The organism is Rahnella inusitata (assembly GCF_965118895.1).
Lineage (GTDB): Bacteria > Pseudomonadota > Gammaproteobacteria > Enterobacterales > Enterobacteriaceae > Rahnella > Rahnella inusitata_A.
In genome coordinates this window covers 171307-194745 of sequence record NZ_CBCPJJ010000009.1, presented here as the reverse complement: position 1 = coordinate 194745, position 23439 = coordinate 171307, and the positions used below count along the sequence as shown (strand labels likewise).

Here is a 23439-nt window from a genome sequence, read left to right as displayed (position 1 = left end):
ATTTGATTCACCAACGCTTTCAGTTTTCCCGCACAACAGTATAGATAACCTGCCACGACAGAGGGCGAAGCACGACCAAAACTTGCGCGTTACATTGATTGCTTTTCGTTCGCGGAAGACGTCTCGCAAATTTCGACTAAGCTTAAAGTTCCCCCTTGCGCAACACAGGTTGAAAGTTCAGCCTTGCGTAGGCTTTTGCTTTTTCATTGCTCTGACCCATTACAACAATCAGAGAAAGCGCATTCAAATTGTTAACAGAATGATGCAGGGTAGTAGCCCTGTGAAAAGAGACCACGCTTCTCTTCTCGTATCATTTTTCTTCCTAAGGAGATGTTGAAATGAACCAGTTAGACGCCCTCAAAAAGCTAACGACTGTCGTTGCCGACAGCGGTGATATTGAATCCATCCGTCATTTCGAACCGCAGGATGCCACCACCAATCCATCCTTAATTCTCAAAGCCGCCGACCTGCCTCAGTATCAAAACCTCATCAAAGACGCGCTGGATTACGCACGTAAAAAAGGTGGCAGTAAAGAGGATCAGGTGATCAACGCCACGGATAAACTGGCGGTGAATATTGGTGTCGAAATTCTTAAAAGCGTCCCCGGCCGCATCTCGACAGAAGTCGATGCGCGCATGTCCTTTGACAGCGAAAAGTGCCTGACCAAGGCGCGTGAATTGATTGGTTTGTATCAGGAACAGGGGATTGATAAATCCCGCATTTTGATCAAACTGGCTTCCACCTGGGAAGGCATCAAAGCAGCCGAACAGCTGGAAAAAGAAGGCATCAACTGTAACCTGACGCTGCTGTTTTCTTTTGCTCAGGCACGCGCCTGCGCCGAAGCCGGTGTGTATCTGATCTCCCCGTTCGTTGGCCGTATCTATGACTGGTACAAAGCCAAAGAACCAAATGCGACGTATGACGTGGAAAAAGATCCGGGCGTTAAATCCGTTCGTGAGATCTACAAGTACTACAAAGCGCAGGGCTATGAGACCGTCATCATGGGTGCCAGCTTCCGTAAAGTGGAACAAATTCTGGCACTTGCCGGTTGTGACCGCCTGACCATCTCACCCAACCTGCTTGAAGAGCTGAAAGCCAGCGATGCGCCAGTGGAGCGCAAACTGCAACCGTCATCTGCTTCGGGCAGCAAGCAGCCTGCGCCGCTGACTCAGGCCGAATTCCTCTGGGAACATCATCAGGATGCCATGGCCGTTGATAAACTGGCCGAAGGTATCCGCCAGTTCGCCGTCGATCAGAAGAAACTCGAAGATGTACTGTCTGCTCAACTGTAATTTCACCCACTGAAATTCCAATGGCTGCTGCCTGCTGGCGTGGCCATTCATTCACCGGAGAAAAATATGCCTTCTCGTAGAGAGCTAGCGAATGCTATCCGTGCCTTAAGCATGGATGCGGTGCAGAAAGCGAATTCCGGCCACCCCGGCGCACCAATGGGGATGGCGGATATCGCTGAAGTTCTGTGGCGCGATTACATGAATCACAACCCGACTAACCCGCACTGGGCCGATCGCGACCGCTTTGTGCTGTCCAACGGTCACGGTTCGATGCTGATTTACAGCCTGCTTCATCTCACCGGCTATGACCTGCCGATGAAAGAGCTGGAGAACTTCCGCCAGCTGCACTCCAAAACGCCAGGCCACCCGGAATACGGCTATACGCCGGGCGTTGAAACCACCACCGGTCCGCTGGGTCAGGGCATCGCCAACGCCGTTGGTTTTGCTATCGCCGAACGCACGCTGGCCGCGCAGTTCAACCGCGAAGGCCACGATATCGTCAACCACCACACCTACGCTTTTATGGGTGACGGTTGCATGATGGAAGGGATTTCCCACGAAGCCTGCTCGCTTGCCGGCACCATGAAACTCGGCAAACTGACCGCGTTTTATGATGACAACGGGATCTCCATCGACGGCCACGTGGAAGGCTGGTTCACCGATGACACGGCCAAACGTTTCGAAGCGTATGGCTGGCATGTGATTCGCGATGTTGATGGCCAGAACTCTGACGCCATCAAAGCGGCGATCGAAGAATCCCACAAAGTCACCGACCGTCCTTCCCTGCTGCTGTGTAAAACCGTCATCGGTTTCGGTTCACCAAATAAAGCAGGCACGCACGATGCGCACGGCGCTGCTCTGGGCGTGGATGAAGTGGCTGCCACCCGCAAGGCGCTGGGCTGGAACTACCCTGCCTTTGAAATTCCGCAGGACATTTATGCCGCCTGGGATGCCAAAGAAGCGGGTAAAGCGAAAGAAAAAGCCTGGGATGATAAGTTCGCGGCTTACGCCAGCGCTTATCCTGATTTGGCGAAAGAGTTTAAGCGCCGCGTGAGCGGTGAGCTGCCGGAGAACTGGGAGGCCGACGCGCAGAAATTCATCGAAGGTTTACAGGCTAAACCGGCCAACATTGCCAGCCGTAAAGCCTCGCAAAACACGCTGGAAGAGTTCGGTAAAATACTGCCTGAATTCCTCGGCGGTTCTGCTGACCTTGCGCCAAGTAACCTAACCATGTGGTCCGGCTCTAAATCGCTGGGGGATGATCTGGCCGGTAACTACATTCACTATGGCGTGCGTGAGTTCGGCATGACGGCTATCTCCAACGGGATCGCGCTGCACGGCGGATTCCTGCCTTACTCGGCGACCTTCCTGATGTTCGTCGAATACGCCCGTAATGCGGTGCGTATGGCATCACTGATGAAGATCCGTAACGTGTTCGTCTACACTCATGACTCCATCGGTCTGGGCGAAGACGGCCCAACGCACCAGCCGGTCGAGCAAATGGCCAGCCTGCGCGTGACGCCAAACATGAGTCTGTGGCGTCCGGCGGATCAGGTTGAGTCTGCCATCGCGTGGAAATACGCCATCGAACGTAACGACGGCCCTTCCGCGCTGATCTTTTCCCGCCAGAACCTGACCCAGCAACCGCGAACTGCGGAGCAGTTGGCCAACGTGGCGCGTGGCGGTTATGTGCTGAAAGATTGCGAAGGCAAGCCTGACGTCATTCTTATTGCCACCGGTTCTGAAGTGGGTATTACCGTCGAAGCCGCCGATAAACTGGCCGCAGGCGGGACCAAAGTACGCGTGGTTTCGATGCCGTCCACTGACGTTTACGACAAACAGGACACGGCATATCGTGAATCTGTGCTGCCGAAAGGCGTCACGGCGCGACTGGCGGTGGAAGCTGGTATTGCGGATTACTGGTACAAATACGTTGGCCTCAACGGCGGCGTAGTCGGCATGACCAGCTTCGGCGAATCGGCTCCGGCAGAACAGCTGTTCAAAGAGTTCGGCTTTACTATCGATAACGTTGTCGCCAAAGCGCAGGCGTTGCTGCAATAACGTCGTCGCCTGCCATACCCCCTCCCAGCCTCCCCTTTCGCAGGGGAGGAGCAAATTCAAAACCGGCTGGGTCTGCTCCCTCACCTGCTAAGGGGAGGGCCGGGCTGGGGGCATCATTGCAAACACCTTGCATTTTTCAGGGCTAAAATCCCTTCGCTTTGGTCTTGCTCTAAATCCCTCGCTCCGGTAAAGTCCCGCCCCTTCTTTGGCATGGGGATCAGTGATGTTTATTGGATTTGACTACGGTACAGCGAATTGCTCAGTTGCGGTGATGCGCGACAATAACGCCCAACTGCTGGCGTTAGAAAATAACGATCCTTATTTACCCTCCATGCTTTGTGCGCCAACTCGCGAAGCGGTCAGCGAATGGCTGAACCGTCACGGACAGGTGCCAACGGGCAGTGATGAAAATCTGGCGCTGCTGCGTCGCAGTATCAGCTTTAACCGCGAGGAAGATATTCCGGTTAACGCCAACAGCGTGCAGTTTGGTTTGCAGGCGCTCGCCACCTATATGGAAGATCCGGAAGAGGTGTACTTTGTCCGCTCACCGAAATCCTTCCTGGGCGCAAATGGCCTGAAGCCGCAACAAATTGCTCTGTTCGAAGATCTGGTCTGCGCGATGATGTATCACATCAAACGTCAGGCAGAATCCGTATTACAGCACACCATTGAGCAGACCGTTATTGGCCGCCCGATCAACTTCCAGGGTATGGGCGGCGATGACGCCAACCGTCAGGCACAGGGCATTTTGCAACGTGCCGCAGAACGCGCCGGTTTCCGCGATATCGCTTTCCAGTTCGAACCGGTAGCAGCAGGGCTGGATTTTGAGGCGACGCTGACAGACGAGAAAACAGTGCTGGTGGTAGATATCGGCGGTGGTACCACCGACTGTTCGGTATTGCTGATGGGGCCACAGTGGCGCGATAAGGCTGAACGTCAGAACAGCCTGCTCGGCCACAGCGGTTGCCGCGTGGGCGGGAACGATCTGGATATCATGACGGCGTTCAAACAGTTGACGCCACAATTCGGCATGGGCAGCGAAACCCACAAAGGTATCGCGATCCCCGCACTGCCTTACTGGAATGCGGTAGCGACTAACGATGTCCCTGCTCAGATCGATTTTTACAGCGTCGCCAATGGCCGCATGCTGCGTGATTTGATCCGCGATGCCGCACAGCCGGACCTCATCAAACGTCTGCTGAAAGTTCAGCAACAGCGTCTGAGCTATCGTCTGGTGCGCGCGGCAGAAGAGAGCAAGATTGCGCTCTCCGAACGCGAAAGCGTCACGGCGGCAATGGACTTCATCGAGGCGGGTCTGGCAGAGACTATCAGCCAGCAGCAGCTGAGCGAAGCTATCGCACAGCCGCTGGAGCGCATTCAGGAACAGGTGAATCTGGCGCTGGCGAGCAGTGACATTAAGCCGGACGTGATTTATCTGACCGGTGGCAGCGCACGTTCTCCTCTGCTGCGGGCCGCGTTGCAGGCACAATTGCCGGGCATTCCGCTGGTCGGTGGCAACGACTTTGGCTCTGTCACCGCCGGTCTGGCGCGCTGGGCGCAAACACTGTTCCGTTAAGCGCAAGATTGCCGACACTTTAGTACTAAATAAAAACCGCCTGATTTCTCCTGGCGGTTTTTTTATTTCGGGAACGGCGTTAATTACCAGGCGCTGGCGTCATTTAGCGTCTGAATATCCGCCTCATCGAGTTTCAGCGTCGCGGCCTGCGCCAGCTCATTGAGCTGTTGCAAAGAGGTCGCGCTGACAATCGGAGAGGTAATGCTCGGGCGCGCAATCTGCCATGCTAACGCCACCTGCCCCGGCTGCACGCCGTGCTTCTCAGCTACCTGGTCCAGCCCTTTAAGCACTTTCAAACCCCGATCGTCGAGGTAGCGCTCAATCACGCTTTCGCCACGCTTACTTTTGCTGGCATCAGCTTTGGTGCGGTATTTCCCGGTCAGGAAGCCGCTGGCCAACCCGTAGAAGTTGATCACACCGACACCGTGTTCCGTGACGACTTTTTCCAGCGCTTCTTCATACACTTTGCGGTCATACAGGTTGTACAGCGGTTGTAGCGTTTCATAACGCGCCAGCCCGTTGTCCTTGCTGATTTTCAGCGCTTCGGCCAGACGCGGTGCGCTGTAGTTAGAAGCACCGATGGCCCGTACTTTACCTTCTTTGATTAACGCATCGAACGCTGCCAGCGATTCCGCCAGCGGTGTATCAGCATCGTCATCATGGGACTGATAGAGATCGATATAATCCGTTTGCAGACGTTTCAGCGATGCTTCAACCGCCTCTTTGATATAGCGCGGCGACAGGCCGACTTTGCCTTCGCCCATAGGTTTACCGACTTTGGTCGCCAGAACTATCTGGTCGCGCTTACCCGTTTTCTTCAACCAGTTGCCGATAATCGTTTCAGATTCGCCGCCGTGATTACCATCGACCCAGCGGGAATAGACGTCGGCGGTATCGATAAAGTTCAGGTTATTATCCAGCAAGGCATCGAGCAGGCTGAAAGAGGCGGGCTGATCGACTGTCCAGCCAAATACGTTGCCACCAAAAGTCAGCAACGGTACCTGAATACCTGAACGGCCTAATTCTCTTTTACTCATCACACTCTCCCTATAACGGTCAGTTTAAACTTGCTTCGCGTGCAAACGGTTTGTGATTCAGGGTTAACCTTAGCATTTTGATATAAAATGAGTGGCTTACCGTCCGACCTTTTTGTCATAAGTCATTTCAAAAATGTTGAGAAGATTGAGAAGGACTCTCCTTATTTCCTCCATTTTCTGCCGGAGCATTCTGGCTACACTGTGGGTCTGGCCTGTTGACGGTTGCCGTCACCAGGCCGCGACAATGATTGTACTGATGCGATAACCCGATGAAATCTGAAAATACTGAGACTGTACCGCCCTCCGAGCCGCTGCCGCCTTCTGTGCGCTGGCAATTGTGGATCGTCGCGTTTGGCTTTTTTATGCAGGCGCTGGATACCACCATCGTCAACACTGCGCTGCCGTCGATGGCCCTAAGCCTCGGCGAAAACCCTCTGCACATGCATTCGGTGGTGGTCGCTTATGTTTTGACAGTCGCGGTGATGCTGCCCGCCAGCGGCTGGCTGGCGGATAAAGTTGGTGTCAAATGGGTGTTCTTCTCGGCCATCGTGCTGTTCACCCTGGGTTCGCTGCTCTGCGCACAATCTGACAGCCTGCGCGAGCTGGTGATGTCCCGCGTGGTACAAGGGATTGGCGGCGCGATGATGGTGCCGGTCGGGCGGCTGACGGTGCTGAAAATCGTGCCGCGCAGTGAATATATGGCGGCGATGACCATGGTGACATTACCCGGTCAGGTCGGCCCGCTGCTTGGCCCGGCACTCGGGGGTTTTCTGGTGCAGTACGCAAGCTGGCACTGGATATTTTTGATCAACCTGCCGGTCGGCATTGCCGGTTGTATCGCCACATTGATGATCATGCCCAATTACAAAATGCAGACACGCCGCTTTGATATCAGCGGGTTTGTGATGCTGGCGGTATGTATGGCGACCCTGACGCTGGCGCTCGACGGCAGCCGTGGCCTCGGGCTGACGCCGCTGGAATTACTGCTGCTGGTAGTGGTTGGGTTTGGCGCGCTCGGTATCTACTGGATGCACGCACGCGGTAATTTGTCCGCCCTGTTTTCACTGCGTCTGTTTCACACCACGACGTTCAAAATCGGCCTGACCGGCAGTTTTCTGGGTCGCATCGGCAGCGGTATGTTGCCGTTTATGACGCCGGTCTTTCTGCAACTCGGCATGGGCTTCACACCCTTTCACGCCGGGCTGATGATGATCCCGATGGTGCTCGGTAGCATGGGAATGAAGCGCGTGGTGGTCCGGCTGGTCAATCAGCTCGGCTACCGTTCTGCGCTGGTAACCGCCACGCTGTTGCTGGCGCTGATTACGCTTATCTTCCCGCTGGTGGCGATTTACGGCGCGGTGTGGATGATCCCAATTGTGCTGTTCTTCCAGGGGATGGTGAATTCACTGCGTTTCTCGTCGATGAATACCCTGACGCTGAAAGACTTGCCGCCGCGCCTTGCCAGCAGCGGCAACAGTTTGTTGTCGATGATCATGCAGCTGTCGATGAGTCTGGGCGTCAGCGTCGCGGGTATCCTCATCGGCGTTTTCGCACATCAGCAGGTAGACGTCGGCAGCGGCGCAATGCATACCGCGTTTCTCTACTGCTATATGTCGATGGCGGTGATTATCGCCCTGCCGGCCTGGGTCTTTTCCCGCGTGCCGGCGGATGCCCAGAAAAATGCCCTTATTGACCGTCGTCGTGCGGCGGCAGGCTCTCCCGATCCAATGAGAAAATCATGAAACCAGGAATTACCGCCAAACTGTTCATGGCCATCTTCTGCACCTGTGCGCTGGTGTTAATCACCATGAACTGGGGCGTGCGGATGAGCTTCGAGCGCGGCTTTATTGATTACATCCGCCAGAGTAACGAACAGCGCGTCGAACTGCTGGCCGACACCTTGCAGGAACAATATAAACAGCACGGTAGCTGGGAGTTTTTAGAAACTAACGACCGGCTGATCTATCAGCTGATGCGCTCATTTGAACAAAACAGCAGTCCGAGAATGCCACCACAGGGATGGCGAACAAAATTCTGGATCCTCGACAGTCACGATCGGCGGATCGGCGGATACGATCAGCCGGTTCCGCCTGATTTGCAGGGACCGCGCCGCGTGATGACCGTCAACGGCGTAGTGATTGGTTCGGTGATTTCGACCCCGGCTGAACGCCTGACGCGCGACGCAGACATCAACTTCGAGCGTCAGCAAAGCCGCACCAGCTGGATGATTGTCGCCTTTACCGCACTTCTGGCCGCCGCCGTGACCTGGCTGTTATCGCGCGGTATGCTCGCGCCGGTTAAACGGCTGGTCAACGGCACCCATCAGCTGGCCGCCGGGGATTTCAGCACCCGTGTGGAGGTCGACAGTGAAGATGAGCTGGGAAAACTGGCGCAGGATTTCAACCAGCTGGCAATGACGCTGGAAAAGAACGAGCAGATGCGTCGGGCGTTTATGGCCGACATCTCCCATGAGCTGCGCACCCCGCTGGCAGTGCTGCGTGGTGAACTGGAAGCGATGCAGGACGGCGTGCGAAAAATGACGCTCGGCTCGCTGGAATCATTGCAGTCGGAAGTATCGATTCTCACCAAGCTGGTGGATGATTTACACCAGCTTTCCCTTTCTGATGCCGGAGCGCTGGCGTACCGCAAAGTCGATACCGACGTCGTGCATCTGGTGCAGCTGGCGGAAGCCGGTTCGCGGGATCGTTTTCACAGCAAGCAGTTAACGCTGATCAGCAAACTGCCGGAAAGCGCGGAGGTGTTCGGTGATCCGCAACGCCTTTCGCAGCTTTTCAATAATCTGATGGAAAACAGCCTGCGCTATACTGATCCCAACGGCGGGCTGGAAATTCTGGGCGAAATTCGTGATAAATCGCTGATTCTGACTTTCCAGGACACTGCACCAGGTATCAGCGATGAACAACTGATCCGCATTTTCGAACGTTTTTATCGCACCGAAGGCTCGCGCAACCGCGCCAGTGGCGGCTCCGGTTTAGGTCTGGCGATTTGTCAGAATATCGTCGAAGCACATGGCGGGCAGATAAGCGCCAGCCACTCTCCCGCAGGCGGCGTGCGTATCACGGTCGTCCTGCCGCTTTCTGTTCCACATGGACCGAGAAACTGATGAACGATTTAGTAGCATCCGGCCGCGCGCCGTTAAAAATCTTGATTGTGGAAGATGAGCCGAAACTGGCTCAGTTGCTGATCGATTATCTCGACGCGGCGGGTTATGTCACCCAGTGGCTGCCTGACGGCCACGACGTGATAACTCAGGTCAAAACCAGCCCGCCGGCGATGATCTTGCTGGATCTGATGCTGCCGGGCAGCAGCGGACTGTCGATCTGTCGTGACATCCGCCAGTTTTCCGACGTGCCGATCATGATGGTTACGGCGAAAACCGAAGAAATTGATCGCCTGCTGGGGCTCGAAATCGGGGCGGATGATTACATTTGCAAACCGTACAGCCCGCGTGAAGTTGTGGCACGCGTCAAAGTTATCTTGCGCCGCTGCGTGCGTCCGGACGAAAACATCACCAAAAGCCACGGCCTGCATATCGATGAAGCGCGCTTTCAGGCATCTTTTCAGGGGCATGAACTGGAGCTGACGCCAGCAGAATTCCGCCTGCTGAAAACCCTGTCGGTAAAACCTGGCTATGTGTTTACCCGTGAAGTGCTGCTCAATAATCTCTACGATGATTACCGCGTAGTCACTGACCGCACCATCGACAGCCATATCAAAAATCTGCGCCGCAAGCTGGAGTCGCTGGACGGCGAGAAAGCCTTTATCCGCGCGGTCTACGGCGTCGGTTATCGGTGGGAGGCGGAGCCCTGCCACCTCGCCTGACGCGCAAAGCCGTTCTTTCCGGGCCGACAGTTCAGTTTTGTAAAGTTGCTGAAAGTCTGTCGGCCAGTTCACATTTCATGCCTTAACTTCCTCTTATCGCCGCGAAAGATTCTCCTTTAACTACACTTAGCTGTGGAAAATAACCCCCTTGCTGGAGATAACCTTTATGGCGACTGGTCACTATGATCTGAAAAAAGCGAAGAATGGACAGTTTCACTTTAACCTGAAGGCCGGGAACGGAGAGATTATTCTCACCAGTGAAATGTATGCCAGTAAAGCCTCGGCAGAAAATGGCATTACGTCTGTGCAAAACAACGCGCCACATGAAGAACAATACGAGATAAAACCGTCAAAAGACGGGCAATTTTATTTTGTGCTGAAAGCCAAAAATCATCAGGTGATTGGCGTCAGTGAAATGTACACCACCGAAAGCGCGGCCAGAAAAGGCGTACAGTCAGTGGTGAAAAACGGGGCGACAGTCGATATCCGAGATTCAACCCAACAACCCGCCTGATGCCTTTTACTGAGGTTGTCGCATTTCCTGCGGCACCCTCAGAAGTTAAAAATTGATCTGACCCCGTAAAACCCCAAATACCCACACTAACCGGCTGCTTTTGATCAACTCAGACGTTACAATTCTGGCCTTTCGTCGCCCCGCATCCGGGACGGCCCTGACTTGTGATCAGACTGAGATTGACTATGTTGACCCCCGACGCTTTTGTTCCTGAACTGCTCTCCCCAGCCGGTTCCCTAAAAAACATGCGCTATGCTTTCGCCTACGGCGCAGACGCCGTGTACGCCGGACAACCCCGCTACAGCCTGCGCGTGCGTAACAACGAATTTAACCACCAGAATCTGGAAATCGGCATCAACGAGGCTCATGCTCTGGGTAAAAAATTCTACGTGGTAGTCAATATCGCGCCGCACAACGCCAAACTGAAAACCTTCCTGCGCGACCTGCAACCGGTTATCGACATGGGGCCGGACGCACTGATCATGTCCGATCCGGGTCTTATTATGATGGTGCGCGAAGCGTTCCCGCAGATGGACATTCATCTGTCGGTACAGGCCAACGCGGTGAACTGGGCTACAGTGAAATTCTGGAAACAAATGGGGCTGACTCGCGTGATTTTATCGCGTGAACTGTCACTCGAAGAAATCGCCGAAATCCGCTCACAGGTGCCGGATATGGAGCTGGAAATCTTCGTTCACGGCGCGCTGTGCATGGCCTATTCCGGCCGCTGCCTGCTTTCTGGTTACATCAATAAACGGGATCCGAATCAGGGCACCTGCACTAATGCCTGCCGCTGGGAATACAAAGTTCAGGAAGGTAAAGAGAACGATATCGGCAGTATTGTGCATCAGCACGAGCCGATCCCGGTGCAACAGGTGGAAGCTGTGGAACCCACTCTGGGCATCGGTCAGCCGACGGACAAAGTGTTCATGCTGGAAGAAGCGCTGCGTCCGGGCGAATACATGAGTGCGTTCGAAGATGAACATGGCACCTACATCATGAATTCCAAAGATTTGCGCGCTATCCAGCACGTCGAGAGCCTGACAAAAATGGGCGTCCATTCGCTGAAAATCGAAGGGCGTACCAAATCCTTCTACTACTGCGCCCGCACCGCGCAGGTGTATCGCCGCGCTATCGACGACGCCGTGGCCGGTAAACCTTTCGATCCAACACTACTGACCACGCTGGAAGGCCTGGCGCATCGCGGTTATACCGAAGGTTTTCTGCGCCGCCATACGCACGATGCTCAGCAGACATATGAGTACGGTTTCTCAGTCAGCGACCGTCAGCAGTTCGTCGGGGAATTTACCGGTAACCGCGTGGATGGCTGGGCAGAGATCGACGTCAAAAATAAATTCAGCGTCGGCGATAGCGTGGAAATGATGACACCACAGGGCAATATTCAGTTCACCCTGGAAGCGCTGCGTAACAAGAAAGGCCAGCCAACGGACGTCGCACCGGGTAACGGACACATTGTATACGCCGCGTTGCCTGACGACATCAACCTCGAGTTCGCCATTCTGTTGCGCAATTTGCAAGAAACTGACACACGCAATCCGCACGCGAAATAAGGCTTTTGTTGAAAACAAGAAACTGATCACATCTATTTCTTGCGTGGCTGGATAATATGCATTCGCAATTTACTTCGAATGCAAAATAAAGCACAGGACTACACTAGGAACCACCTCCTTGGCCGGCTCAATCTCCCTTGAGCTGGCTTTTCTTTTTGAATTCAATCCTTTCAACATGCCTCTTTGGCTGAAAAAGTTATTCTTCTCTTCCAACATATAAATCAAAATAATACATTTCTGGAAAATAATATCCCTGTAATATATTTAACAGGCACTCTTCTATTCATGGAGGATTTTCGATCATTTATCTGATAGCCAAGCATCCGTTTAATCATTTATGGTAATGATGTTTAGAGAAAAGGAGCATACATGACCACAGCACTGCTGATTTTGAATGGAAAAGGCGCAGGCAATGAGGAACTTCGCGTGGCGGTCGGTGCGCTGCGAAAAGAAGGTGTGGAACTGACAGTCCGCGTCACCTGGGAATATGGCGATGCTGCCCGCTACGTCGCCGAGGCGGTAGAGCGCGGTTGTGACACCGTCATAGCCGGAGGCGGCGATGGCACCATCAATGAAATCGCCGGAGCATTGGCACAGCTTGAAGAACCGCGCCCGGCTCTGGGTATTGTCCCGCTGGGGACGGCGAATGATTTTGCGACCGCCTGTAATATTCCGCTGGCCCCTGAACAGGCGTTGCTGCTGGCGATAAAAGGCCGGGCAGAAGCCATCGATCTTGCCCGGGTGAATGATAAGCACTATTTCATCAATATGGCGACCGGTGGATTTGGTACGCGTATCACCACCGAAACGCCGGAAAAGCTGAAAGCGGCACTCGGTGGCGTCTCCTATTTTATCCACGGACTGCTACGTCTTGATACGCTGAAGGCTGACCGCTGTGAAATCAAAGGTCCGGATTTCAGCTGGGAAGGCGACGCGTTGGTTATTGGCATCGGTAACGGTCGTCAGGCCGGTGGCGGCCAACAAATCTGCCCGGAAGCGCTGATCAACGACGGGCTGTTGCAGCTACGTCTCCTGACCTCCGAAGAGCTGCTGCCTTCGTTCCTGCGCAGCCTGCTCAATAACGAAGAAAACAAAAATATCGTCTCCGCCCATCTCCCCTGGCTGGAGATCACCGCGCCGCATGACATGACCTTCAACCTCGATGGCGAACCGCTGACCGGTAAGCATTTTCGCATTGAAGTTCTGGCCGACATCATTCAGTGCCGCCTGCCGCCGCATTGTGAACTACTGGGGTAAACTCCTTGCCAGTTGACAAAGCCCGCAAACTTTGCGGGCTTTGTCATTTTAAGAGGTGTGTTCCCGAGACTGGCGTCATGTAATGCAATCAAAAACTATTTTGGAAGGCGTCATCCCTTCAGACAACTTTCGCGCAACAAAGTGTGATCCCCTCCGGCAAAAACCAATAAACATACTTGTATGGTAGTTGTCATGTGGCGTATTTATAGCCAAAGGAAATGCATCCAACTTTACTGCAGAAGGTCGTAACCGATGAAAATCGTGAATGCTGAAGTCTTTGTTACTTGCCCGGGGCGCAACTTTGTGACGTTGAAAATCACCACAGATAGCGGCCTTACTGGCATTGGTGATGCCACGCTCAATGGCCGAGAGCTGCCGGTGGCGTCATATCTGAAAGACCATGTTTGCCCGCAGCTTATCGGGCGTGATGCACACCAGATCGAAGACATCTGGCAGTTCTTCTACAAAGGGGCTTACTGGCGTCGCGGGCCGGTCACTATGTCGGCGATTTCGGCGGTGGACACGGCGCTGTGGGACATCAAAGCCAAAGCTGCCAATATGCCGCTGTATCAGCTGCTCGGCGGCGCATCTCGTACCGGCGTGATGGTTTACTGCCACACTACCGGCCATTCAGTGGATGAAGTGCTGGATGATTACGCCAAACACAAAGAGCTCGGCTTCAAAGCGATCCGCGCGCAGTGCGGCGTGCCAGGCATGAAAACGACTTACGGGATGTCGAAAGGCAAGGGATTGGCCTACGAACCTGCGACCAAAGGTAACTGGCCGGAAGAGCAACTGTGGTCGACCGAAAAATACCTCGATTTCACGCCAAAGCTGTTTGAAGCCGTACGTAACAAATTCGGTTTTGACGAACATCTTCTTCACGATATGCATCACCGCCTGACGCCTATCGAAGCCGCACGCTTTGGTAAGAGCATCGAAGACTATCGTCTGTTCTGGATGGAGGATCCGACCCCGGCGGAGAACCAGGAATGCTTCCGTTTAATCCGCCAGCACACTGTGACGCCGATTGCGGTCGGTGAAGTCTTCAACAGCATCTGGGATTGTAAACAGCTTATCGAAGAACAGCTTATCGACTATATCCGTACCACCATCACCCACGCGGGCGGCATTACCGGTATGCGCCGGATCGCCGATTTTGCCTCTCTGTATCAGGTTCGCACCGGTTCGCACGGCCCGTCAGATCTCTCGCCGGTGTGCATGGCCGCTGCGCTGCATTTCGATCTGTGGGTGCCAAACTTTGGCGTGCAGGAATACATGGGGTATTCCGAGCAGATGCTGGAAGTGTTCCCGCATAACTGGACGTTTGATAACGGCTATATGCATCCGGGCGACAAACCGGGGCTGGGCATTGAGTTCGACGAAAAACTGGCAGCGAAATATCCGTATGAACCGGCGTATTTGCCGGTGGCCCGTCTGGAAGACGGTACTCTGTGGAACTGGTAAGGGAGCGAAAAATGAACAGCGTCGTTATACAAGAACCGGGAAAACTGGTGATCGAGCAACGTGCCTTGCCGGTACCTGCCGCCGGTGAGGTACGAGTTCGGGTCAGTCACGCAGGGATCTGCGGCTCGGATGTGCACATTTATCACGGTCACAATCCGTTCGCGAAATATCCGCGTGTAATAGGCCATGAGTTTTTCGGCCATATCGACAGCGTCGGAGAAGGCGTTGACGCATCGCGCATTGGCGAGCGCGTCGTTATCGATCCGGTGGTCAGCTGCGGACATTGTTATCCCTGCTCCATCGGGCGCCCCAACGTTTGTACCGAATTGCAGGTGATCGGTGTGCATCGCGACGGCGGCTTTAGTGATTACGCCTGCGCACCGGCTAAAAATGCGTATGTCGTGCCCGCGGCGATCCCTGACAAACTCGCCAGCATGGTCGAACCCTTTACCATTGCGGCCAATATCACGGCATTTTTAAAACCAACACCGCAGGATACCGCGCTGGTGTACGGCGCTGGCCCGATGGGGCTGACGGTGATTCAGGTACTGAAAGGCGTGTACGGTGTGCAAAAAGTGATTGTCACCGACCGCATCGAAGAACGGTTACAGATGGCACAGGAAAGCGGTGCCGACTGGACTATCAATAATACCGAACGCAGCGTGGCTGATGTGCTCGCCGCAGAAGGTGTCCGACCGACGCTGATTGTCGATGCAGCCTGCCATCCGGCGATTTTGCAGGAGGCTATTTTGCTGGCATCACCGGCAGCGCGTATCGGGATGATGGGCTTCTCCGGCGAACCGAGCGCATTCACGCAGCAAAGTATTACCAGCAAAGAAATCTCGTTGTTCTCATCGCGTCTGAACAGCCACCGCTTCCCTCAGGTGATTGAATGGATGGAACAAGGAAGAATTGCACCGGAAAAACTGGTGACGCACTGGATGCCCGCCAGCGAAGTGGAAGCCGCTCTGACGCTGTTTGAAAAGGATCAGCGTGCCTGCTGCAAAGTGTTACTGACGTTCTGATGTGATCGAAAATTTATAAGATTTGGAAATTCAGGAAGGATGCCCGCCATCCTTCCTGCCACTGAGTACCTGAGATTCAACCTACAAATAACGCAACACTATTAAAACGACACCAAGTGGAGCACTTACCTATGTTCAAGAATCTGCGCTGGATTATCGTATTCCTGCTGTTTATGGTGTACATGATCAATTACCTCGACCGCGTCGCGCTGTCGATTACTGTCCCGATGATAGAAAAAGAACTGACCATTAATCCCGAACAGTTCGGCCTGATATTTGGTAGTTTCTTCTTTGGTTATGCGATATTTAACTTCCTCGGCGGTTTAGCGGTGGATAAATTCGGCCCGACGATTGTTATGGGTTTAGCTGTCGGGCTGTGGTCCGTATTTTGTGGAATGACCGCCATCGCCACCGGTTTTTATTCCATGCTTATTTTACGGGTATTATTCGGCATGGCCGAAGGCCCCATATGCGCGTCGGCAAATAAGATGATTAACGGCTGGTTCCCGAAGAAACAGGCGGCCACCGCGATGGGGTTACTCAGCGCCGGTTCACCGCTCGGCGGCGCGGTAGCAGGGCCGATCGTCGGGTATCTGGCGATCTCCTTCGGCTGGCGTCCGGCATTCATGGTCATCGCGTCTATCGGCATTGTGTGGATGGCTATTTGGTTCTTTACGGTGGCAGATAATCCGCTGAAAAGTAAACGCGTCTCCCAGGAAGAATTGCGTCTGGTCGATGCCATGAAAAATGAGCATTTAAGTGCCGAGGAAGATCTGGCACAGGCAGCACACGGTCTGGGTTATTATTTAAAACAGCCGATTATTCTGGTCACCGCCTTTGCGTTCTTCAGCTATAACTATATTTTATTCTTCTTCCTGAGCTGGTTCCCGGCATATTTAGTGCAGGCGCACGGATTAAATATTAAAGAAATGAGTTTAACCACCGTCATTCCGTGGATTGTCGGTTTCGTTGGTCTGGCATTAGGCGGTTATATTTCGGATAAAATTTTCAATATCACCGGCCGTTTACTGCTTTCGCGTAAAATTATACTGGTCGTCAGCCTGTTAGCGGCAGCCGTTTGCGTGGCGCTCGCCGGTATCGTCACCAGCGTGGTGCCCGCTGTAGTGCTAATGTCAGTTTCTATTTTCTTCCTGTATACCACCGGTGCAATTTACTGGGCGATTATTCAGGATGTGGTGCATAAATCCCGCGTCGGCGGCACCAGCGGATTTATTCATCTGGTCGGCAGCGTGTCCGGGATCATCGGGCCGATCGTCACTGGCTTCATCGTGCAGAATACAGGCCGTTTCGACAGCGCCTTTATGCTCGCAGGCGGCGTCGCCGCGCTGGGTGCCATTCTGGTGTTCTTTGTGATTAAACCCCCAAAGCAATCAGTCGAACCAAAACTCTCTCATAGCTAAAATCCAAATATCAATATGAAAAACCCGGCCAACTGCGCCGGGTTTTCTTTTATCACGAACGGATATTATTTCTATGCTTCATCAATCCATACCCGCATCTCGCCTTCCCCACGGTTTGCCCAGGTAAAGTACGGCACAAAGGTCATGGTTTGCGCGACGGTCTCTTCAACTGATGGATTGAAGCGGTAGAGCGGCTGCTCACCGGCCTGAGCCGATACACGCCGTTGTCCCTGCGTTTGCAGCAGCGTTTTACCGGCGAAAAGTCCGCTTCCGGCGATCAACCGGAACTGCGCATCGTATGGCAACCGGACGTTGTGCAGTTCGCTGCCGTTATCCGCCTGTTCGAGGCAATAAACCAGCGGACCGCGCTGGATTGCCACTTTTCCGGCAACATGGCGCAGCAACGCATTCCCCTTCACACGCGTCACCGGCATCGGTAATGTCATTTCAATGCGATCGCCCTGCTGCCATTGCTGCGTAAGACGCAAATATCCGCGCCGGGTCAGACCGGCCAGCTCCAGCGGCTTGCCGTTCAGCATCACCTGCGGGCTGGCGCACCAGTCCGGTAAACGCAGCGCCAGCGTGGCCTCAAGCTTCTCATCGGTGCTGACGTCAATCAGCACCTGTTCGGTCCACGGATAGCCGCCGGACTGTTTGAGACGCAGCGGTTTGCCCCCGACCGTCGCTTCCACATCGCTGCCGATATAAAGATTGATGTCAACGCCGTCAGGCCGTTGGGTGTAAATATAATGGCCGAGCGAAGCCAGCAGACGTGCGATATTCGGCGGACAACAGGCACAACCAAACCAGCGCTGACGCACCGTTTTGACGTGATCGTAAATATGGTTGAACGGGATACTTTTCGGATGCACTTCCAGCGGATTAACGTAGAAGAAATGTTTTCCGTCGAGCGCCATACCGGCCAGGACGGTGTTGTAAAGCGCGCGCTCCATGACGTCGCTGTAACGGCTGTCGGCCTCGAGTTGCAACATGCGGTTGGCAAACATCATCAGGCCAATTGAGGCACAGGTTTCGGTATAAGCGGTGTCATTGGGTAAATCGTAATCTGATGAAAACGCTTCGCCGCTGCTTTGCGAGCCAATCGAACCGGTAATGTACATCTGCCGCTGAGTCATGTTTTCCCACAGCCGCTGGCAGACTTCACGTTTTTCCTGATCCTGACTCAGCCTTGCCAGATGCGCGACGCCGGCGTACAGATACACAAATCGCACCGCGTGGCCGATAGCCGTGGTCTGCAACGCTATCGGCAAATGCGCCTGGCTGTAGGCTTTGTCTTTCACCATCCACGCCGGACCGTATGTATTCCAGTGTGACGTTTTACCGCGTTTTTCATATTCACTGTCGTAGAAATGCGGCTCTGCACCACGCTGTTCGACGAAGTAACGCGTCAGTTCCAGATAACGGGCTTCGCCGGTCGCTTCATATAAACGCATCAGCGCCAGTTCGATTTCCGGATGACCGGGATAACCGTGCAACTGCTGTTGGCCTGGGCCAAATACCTGCGCGATGTGGTCCGCCAGCTTGCAAACGATCTCCAGCAAACGGGCTTTTCCGGTGGCCTGAGCGTAAGCCACGCCTGCTTCGATCAAATGTCCGGCGCAGTAAAGCTCGTGGCACTCCGCCAGATTCGTCCAACGCTGCTGCGGTTCTTTGACAGTGAAATAGGTATTGAGATAACCATCAGGTTGCTGCACCGCGCCGACCAGCTCAATGACCGCATCAGCCGTTTTTTCCAGTTCAGCATCGGGCGTTTTAGCCAGCAAATACCCGACCGCCTCCAGCCATTTAGCGACATCGCTATCCTGAAATACCATGCCATAGAACTCCCCCTCGCTCTGCCCGGCAGCAATTCTGAAATTCTCAATCGCATGGCTCGGCTCGGCGTCTGCCACGTCGTCGTTCAGTGCTTTCCATTGATAAGGCACCACCACATCCCTCACCAGACGCTGATATTCCAGCCAGAACGCATCGGAAATATTCACTTTTTGCAAAGGGACTTCTAGAGATTCAACCGGAGAAAATGACATACAACCCCCTTAAATAATGACCTTCGTTAAATTTTTGCCGCCAGATCGTGCGACATCCGCGTTAGCAGTGTGTTATCGAGCTTGCAGAACATCAGCGTTCCCGCCAGCAGGAGATGCATTGCCGCAGGCAGCAGTGTTTCAAGCAACGTGATGCCGCCGAGCGACGCCGGGGTCTGGTGTTCAGCACCCGCCTGATAAGAAACCCAAATGAATACCAGGCTGATGATCCCTGCACTTGACGCCCAGGCCAGCTTGATGAAGAACAGATTGAAGGCGAAGTTCATGCCCGAGGAACGGATACCATTTTTCCAGTGCCCGTAGTCGTCTGCGAACGCCATGATGGAAAAGTGCAACGGCAGCGTAAATCCGAGGATCACGCAATGCACAAAGATGACACCCAGCCACAGCGTCTGGAATTGCTCTCCCACCGGCACAAACCACAGCAGCAGAGAAAATACCGCCAGCACCAGATTGGTGAGCAAATAGAGACGGACGCTGTCGATAAATTTGGTCAGCTGATTGACGATGACCGCCCCCAGAATCGACGCCAGCGTCACCATGCCGAAGAACATCGAGGCGTATCCGGCCCCGCCTTTGAGCACGTAAGTGATGAAATACATATAGCCGCCGCCGCGCAGATTGAACACATTGATCAGCAGAAAGGACATCAGCAATACCAGCAGCAGCTGATCGTTTTTCAGCATTCCGCGTATATGTTCACGAATGCTGAACTGGCCGAGCAACGCCAGCGGCAGACGTTCGCGTACGGTAAAGAAGCACCAGAGGAACATCACAACGGCGATGGCACACAGCAAGCCGACGCCTTGCTGATAGCCCAGCACCGCATCGCCTTTGCCGAAAATCTGCACCAGCCACGGCAGCCCGACGGATACCATAAAGCCCGCCACGCCGCATAGAACAAAGCGCCATGACTGGCAGGAAATGACCTCACGATGATCGGTGGTCATGGTGTTTATCAGCGCGCAATACGGCACATTGATCGCGGTGTAAGACACCGAGAGCAAAAAATACGTAAAGAAGGCATAGGCAATTTTGGCGTCACCGCTCAAACCTGGCACGGTAAACGTCAGAAAACCAACCACGCCAATTGGCAGCGCGATCCACAGTTGCCACGGGCGAAAACGGCCCCAACGGCTTTGCGTACGGTCGGCCAGGATACCCATCAGCGGATCGGAAATCGCATCGATAACGCGCAGGGAAATAAATAATGTACCGACAATCGCCGGCGTCAGGCCGAATACATCGGTATAGAAGAAGGTCAGGAAACTGGTGATCAGGCAGGTAATGATCGTGCCACCGGCATCCCCTAATCCATAACCTATTTTCTCACTGACGGAAAGTTTGGCATTCGCAGAAATTATTTTCTCTGCTTTCTCTCCCGGTATTGAACCGGTATTAACAGAATCTGTTGGCATTATATTTCCTCGCTTTTATATGGGTATCAATAAGCCGTCAGGAATGCAGGGATATCAGGCCGGGTGTAATATCAGCCTTTTTTATAGGGTGCGTATTTAATCTGGCACGGGAAAAAGATGCCAACAAGAGGAGGATAAAGTAGTTAAACGGGACAATTCCGACTCATGCATGGAATATGTGAGGCAGATCAAAACGTCTTCCGGCAGGACTGGTACCCGCTGCGCGCTGTGCTACTGTCACGCTTTATTCGCTGCTGGCAAGACGGCTAAATGACTGATGTACTCTCCTTTCCTGTGAATTATCCGGTTAATGTGCAGAACGGCGGACTCTTTATCTCGCGAGGAATTGGCACACATCCGACACGCAGACTTAACTCGTATGAATTGATGTATGTCGTACGCGGCAGCCTGTCATTGCAGGAAGAGAATACGCGTTTTGATCTGCGTGAAGGGGAAAGTTTACTGTTATTTCCCGGCAGGGAACATAAAGGGTTAACGACGTTTGATCCTGAATTAAAATTTTACTGGTTACACTTCGATATTGAGAGCAATCGCACGTTAATAGATTCTCGGAAAAATAATCCCTCTTTACAGCTGAATATTCCACAGCATTGTAAAGTCAGGGATCGTGAAACACTCTTAACGCTATTCAGACTATTTTTATATGAGCAGGAAAGAGGTGGCAATTCGCTGGAGTTGTATCTGATTTTGCTGTTGCAGGAAGTTGCGCGCGCCTGGCCGGAAAATGTGGAACCCGGCGGGCCCGGCGTCGCGCTGGCCTACAAGGCGCGGCAACTCATCACTACCCAGTTTCATCTGCCGCTGGGGGCTTCTGAACTGGCGGAAAGGCTGCATTGTAATGCCGATTATCTCGGACGCGTGTTTCGTCTGACGTTCCAGATGACCCTGACAGATGCGCTGCATAAACACCGCGTCGCCGCCGCCGAGAAACTGCTGCTGGCCAATACCGGGAACGTCGCTGATGTCGCACGGCTGACCGGTTTTAACGACGCAGCGTATTTTCGTCGGGTGTTTCGCAAACTGCTGGGCATTACCCCGGCAGCCTATAAAAAACTTTACTGCCGTGAGCATATCAATTCGGATTAGTTTCTATGATATATCCCAAATTTCTGTCACAACCTTGCGCTAACAATCTCAAAACCCTGAGAAAACTCATGGTAGTATTGTGAACTCCCGACCTTGAAGACAACTTTTGCCCATGACAGACGCCTTTGAATTTCTCAGTAATGTGCCGGTGAATCAGCAGATTTATCGCACCTTGCGTCAGGACATCGTCACCTGTGCCATTGCGCCGGGAGCGTTCCTGTCGGAGAAAGAAATTTCCACACGCTTTAACGTATCGCGCCAGCCGGTTCGCGAAGCCTTTATCAAACTGGCCGAAGCCGGGCTGGTTCAGGTCTTACCGCAGCGCGGTACATATGTGATGAAGATTTCATCCAAGCGCGTCGCCGATGGCCGTTTCATTCGTGAAGCCGTAGAAACCGCCGTCGTTCGTCGTGCTGCTATGGTTGCCACGGATAAAGATCTGGCGCTGCTGGAACACAATCTTGAGCGTCAGCGGCTTGCGGCAAAAAGCCAGCAAACACAGGAATTTTTGTTGCTCGACGATGATTTTCACCGCACGATCGCGCAAATTATCGATTGCCGCCTGGCCTGGGAAACCGTCGAACATATCAAAGCGACGATGGATCGCGTACGTTTCCTGACACTGAGCAAAGTCTCCCCGCCGGAAAATCTTATCGCGCAGCACTACGCCATTTTCGACGCTCTTAAAGCACATGATCCGGACGCCGCTGAAAATGCCATCCGCATTCATTTGCAGGAAATGATATCTACCATTACCCCGATAGCCGAGCAAAACAGCGACTGGTTTGATGCGGAGTAAAAGGCATTATTCCCAATAAATCTGCTGTCAGACCGTTTTAGATTAATTTTGCGGGTTAACCCCAAAATTTGTATGACAACTTGAGGTAAGCTGTAAACCACATCGATACCGTGGAAATTTTTATGCCTGCTACTGCCCCCCTGAAGAAAAGCTTTTACAGTGCTGAAGAGTCACTGTCCCTCGCCCAGCTGGATGAAGAAAAAATCAGCCAGATTGCCCGCGATCTCGACGTGGCGGAAAGCGAGAAAGAACATTACCTTACCGGATGGATGGGCCAGAACAGCGTGGTGCTGGTGCGCAATTATCAGGACAAACGCGGTACCGCGAACGGCCTGGTAATGTCTCGCGGTAATCGTTACAAGCTGACCATTCAGGCCATTACTTTTCGTATCCCAAAAATCCTGCTTTGGGTCACTTTTCGCCGCACGCCTCGTACCATGACGGTGGTCGCCTATAACAAGCTGGGCGAACAGGCCAGCGGTCTGCAGCAGTTTATGCACGTGCAAGATCCCGAGCTGAAAGAGCGGCTGGAAAATGACTGGCGCGAGCTGAATGACTATCTTGGGATGGCCTGCTGGCAGATGGACAATAACCGTCCTATGTGGCGACAGCTGCATGAAGAAATCACACCGCAGGCGCTGTGGATGCTGGCAGATTCGCCGTGGTTTAGCGGCAAAAAATTGCAACATGATGGCGATCTGGAAGGTCTGTGGCTGAACGAGCAGTTTATTGGCCGTCGCAGCGGTGAGCATGCTGCACTGGTGCTGTCCTGGAAGGATGAAGAGAATCAGGACATCGCCAGCTATCTTTATGAAAGGATGTCAGCCAATAAAATCCGCGTGATGCTGCGCCCGCGCAAAGACGAAAAGTTCTATCCGCTGAATCCGTTCGATGCCCTGCACTTACAACGGGCGCTGGCGATGTTTCATCAGGCTGAGCAGGCGCTGGGAGAAGCTCAACGCCGCGCCTGATGGATTTCAAACCG

The 23439-nt window shown here is 53.5% G+C and carries 18 protein-coding genes; 15 read left to right on the top strand and 3 right to left on the bottom strand.

Features of this window, described 5'->3' with window-relative positions:
- Nucleotides 1-338: 338 nt before the first annotated feature.
- The 3 genes from tal (at nt 339) to yegD (ending at nt 4929) form a co-directional block, all read left to right on the top strand.
- Nucleotides 339-1292, top strand: coding sequence for a transaldolase (gene tal, locus ACMHLI_RS08935; RefSeq protein WP_413529163.1), 954 nt, complete (start codon nt 339-341; stop codon nt 1290-1292).
- Between the two features lie 66 nt (nt 1293-1358).
- Nucleotides 1359-3353, top strand: a complete 1995-nt coding sequence (gene tkt, locus ACMHLI_RS08930; RefSeq protein WP_413529162.1) for a transketolase — start codon at nt 1359-1361, stop codon at nt 3351-3353.
- Nucleotides 3354-3576: 223 nt separating this feature from the next.
- Nucleotides 3577-4929, top strand: a complete 1353-nt coding sequence (yegD, locus tag ACMHLI_RS08925; RefSeq protein WP_413529161.1) for a molecular chaperone — start codon at nt 3577-3579, stop codon at nt 4927-4929.
- Between the two features lie 83 nt (nt 4930-5012).
- Here the strand turns inward: yegD and ACMHLI_RS08920 are convergent, their stop codons facing one another.
- Entirely contained in the window at nt 5013-5966 is a 954-nt protein-coding gene (locus tag ACMHLI_RS08920) for an aldo/keto reductase (RefSeq protein ID WP_413529160.1), read from the bottom strand.
- A 269-nt stretch (nt 5967-6235) separates the two neighbouring features.
- On the opposite strand from ACMHLI_RS08920, the gene mdtD reads away from it, so the two are divergent.
- The 9 genes from mdtD to ACMHLI_RS08875 all read left to right on the top strand — a co-directional run bounded on the left by mdtD (nt 6236) and on the right by ACMHLI_RS08875 (nt 17064).
- Nucleotides 6236-7708: a multidrug transporter subunit MdtD gene (gene mdtD / locus ACMHLI_RS08915; protein ID WP_413529159.1), complete on the top strand. Its 1473-nt coding sequence runs from the start codon at nt 6236-6238 to the stop codon at nt 7706-7708.
- Nucleotides 7705-9090, top strand: coding sequence for a two-component system sensor histidine kinase BaeS (gene baeS, locus ACMHLI_RS08910; RefSeq protein WP_413529158.1), 1386 nt, complete (start codon nt 7705-7707; stop codon nt 9088-9090). The genes mdtD and baeS overlap by 4 nt, the downstream gene beginning before the upstream one ends.
- The gene (gene baeR, locus ACMHLI_RS08905) at nt 9090-9809 is read left to right on the top strand and encodes a two-component system response regulator BaeR (RefSeq protein WP_413529157.1); all 720 of its coding nucleotides are present in this window, start codon (nt 9090-9092) and stop codon (nt 9807-9809) included. Before baeS ends, baeR begins: the two co-directional genes overlap by 1 nt.
- Before the next feature lie 166 nt (nt 9810-9975).
- Nucleotides 9976-10323, top strand: coding sequence for a YegP family protein (locus tag ACMHLI_RS08900; RefSeq protein ID WP_413529156.1), 348 nt, complete (start codon nt 9976-9978; stop codon nt 10321-10323).
- Between the two features lie 185 nt (nt 10324-10508).
- The gene (yegQ, locus tag ACMHLI_RS08895) at nt 10509-11894 is read left to right on the top strand and encodes a tRNA 5-hydroxyuridine modification protein YegQ (protein WP_413529155.1); all 1386 of its coding nucleotides are present in this window, start codon (nt 10509-10511) and stop codon (nt 11892-11894) included.
- Between the two features lie 369 nt (nt 11895-12263).
- The gene (yegS, locus tag ACMHLI_RS08890) at nt 12264-13151 is read left to right on the top strand and encodes a lipid kinase YegS (protein ID WP_413529154.1); all 888 of its coding nucleotides are present in this window, start codon (nt 12264-12266) and stop codon (nt 13149-13151) included.
- 252 nt (nt 13152-13403) lie between these two features.
- Nucleotides 13404-14618, top strand: coding sequence for a starvation-sensing protein RspA (rspA, locus tag ACMHLI_RS08885; RefSeq protein WP_413529153.1), 1215 nt, complete (start codon nt 13404-13406; stop codon nt 14616-14618).
- Nucleotides 14619-14629: 11 nt separating this feature from the next.
- Nucleotides 14630-15643, top strand: coding sequence for a Zn-dependent oxidoreductase (locus ACMHLI_RS08880; RefSeq protein ID WP_413529152.1), 1014 nt, complete (start codon nt 14630-14632; stop codon nt 15641-15643).
- A 131-nt stretch (nt 15644-15774) separates the two neighbouring features.
- A complete protein-coding gene (locus ACMHLI_RS08875) occupies nt 15775-17064 on the top strand; it encodes an MFS transporter (RefSeq protein ID WP_413529151.1) in 1290 nt (429 codons plus the stop codon).
- A gap of 71 nt (nt 17065-17135) precedes the next feature.
- Here ACMHLI_RS08875 and ACMHLI_RS08870 read toward each other — a convergent pair whose 3' ends face one another.
- Both ACMHLI_RS08870 and ACMHLI_RS08865 read right to left on the bottom strand, forming a co-directional pair.
- Nucleotides 17136-19112, bottom strand: coding sequence for a glycoside hydrolase family 127 protein (locus ACMHLI_RS08870; protein WP_413529150.1), 1977 nt, complete (start codon nt 19110-19112; stop codon nt 17136-17138).
- A 26-nt stretch (nt 19113-19138) separates the two neighbouring features.
- On the bottom strand, nt 19139-20548 hold the full coding sequence (locus ACMHLI_RS08865) for an MFS transporter (RefSeq protein WP_413529149.1): 1410 nt from the start codon (nt 20546-20548) through the stop codon (nt 19139-19141).
- Nucleotides 20549-20818: 270 nt separating this feature from the next.
- Between ACMHLI_RS08865 and ACMHLI_RS08860 the strand changes: the two genes are divergently transcribed.
- The 3 genes from ACMHLI_RS08860 (at nt 20819) to ACMHLI_RS08850 (ending at nt 23425) form a co-directional block, all read left to right on the top strand.
- Nucleotides 20819-21655: an AraC family transcriptional regulator gene (locus tag ACMHLI_RS08860; RefSeq protein ID WP_413529148.1), complete on the top strand. Its 837-nt coding sequence runs from the start codon at nt 20819-20821 to the stop codon at nt 21653-21655.
- A 112-nt stretch (nt 21656-21767) separates the two neighbouring features.
- Nucleotides 21768-22454: a GntR family transcriptional regulator gene (locus ACMHLI_RS08855; protein WP_413529147.1), complete on the top strand. Its 687-nt coding sequence runs from the start codon at nt 21768-21770 to the stop codon at nt 22452-22454.
- Between the two features lie 122 nt (nt 22455-22576).
- A complete protein-coding gene (locus ACMHLI_RS08850; RefSeq protein ID WP_413529146.1) occupies nt 22577-23425 on the top strand; it encodes a hypothetical protein in 849 nt (282 codons plus the stop codon).
- The last annotated feature ends 14 nt before the right edge of the window (nt 23426-23439 follow it).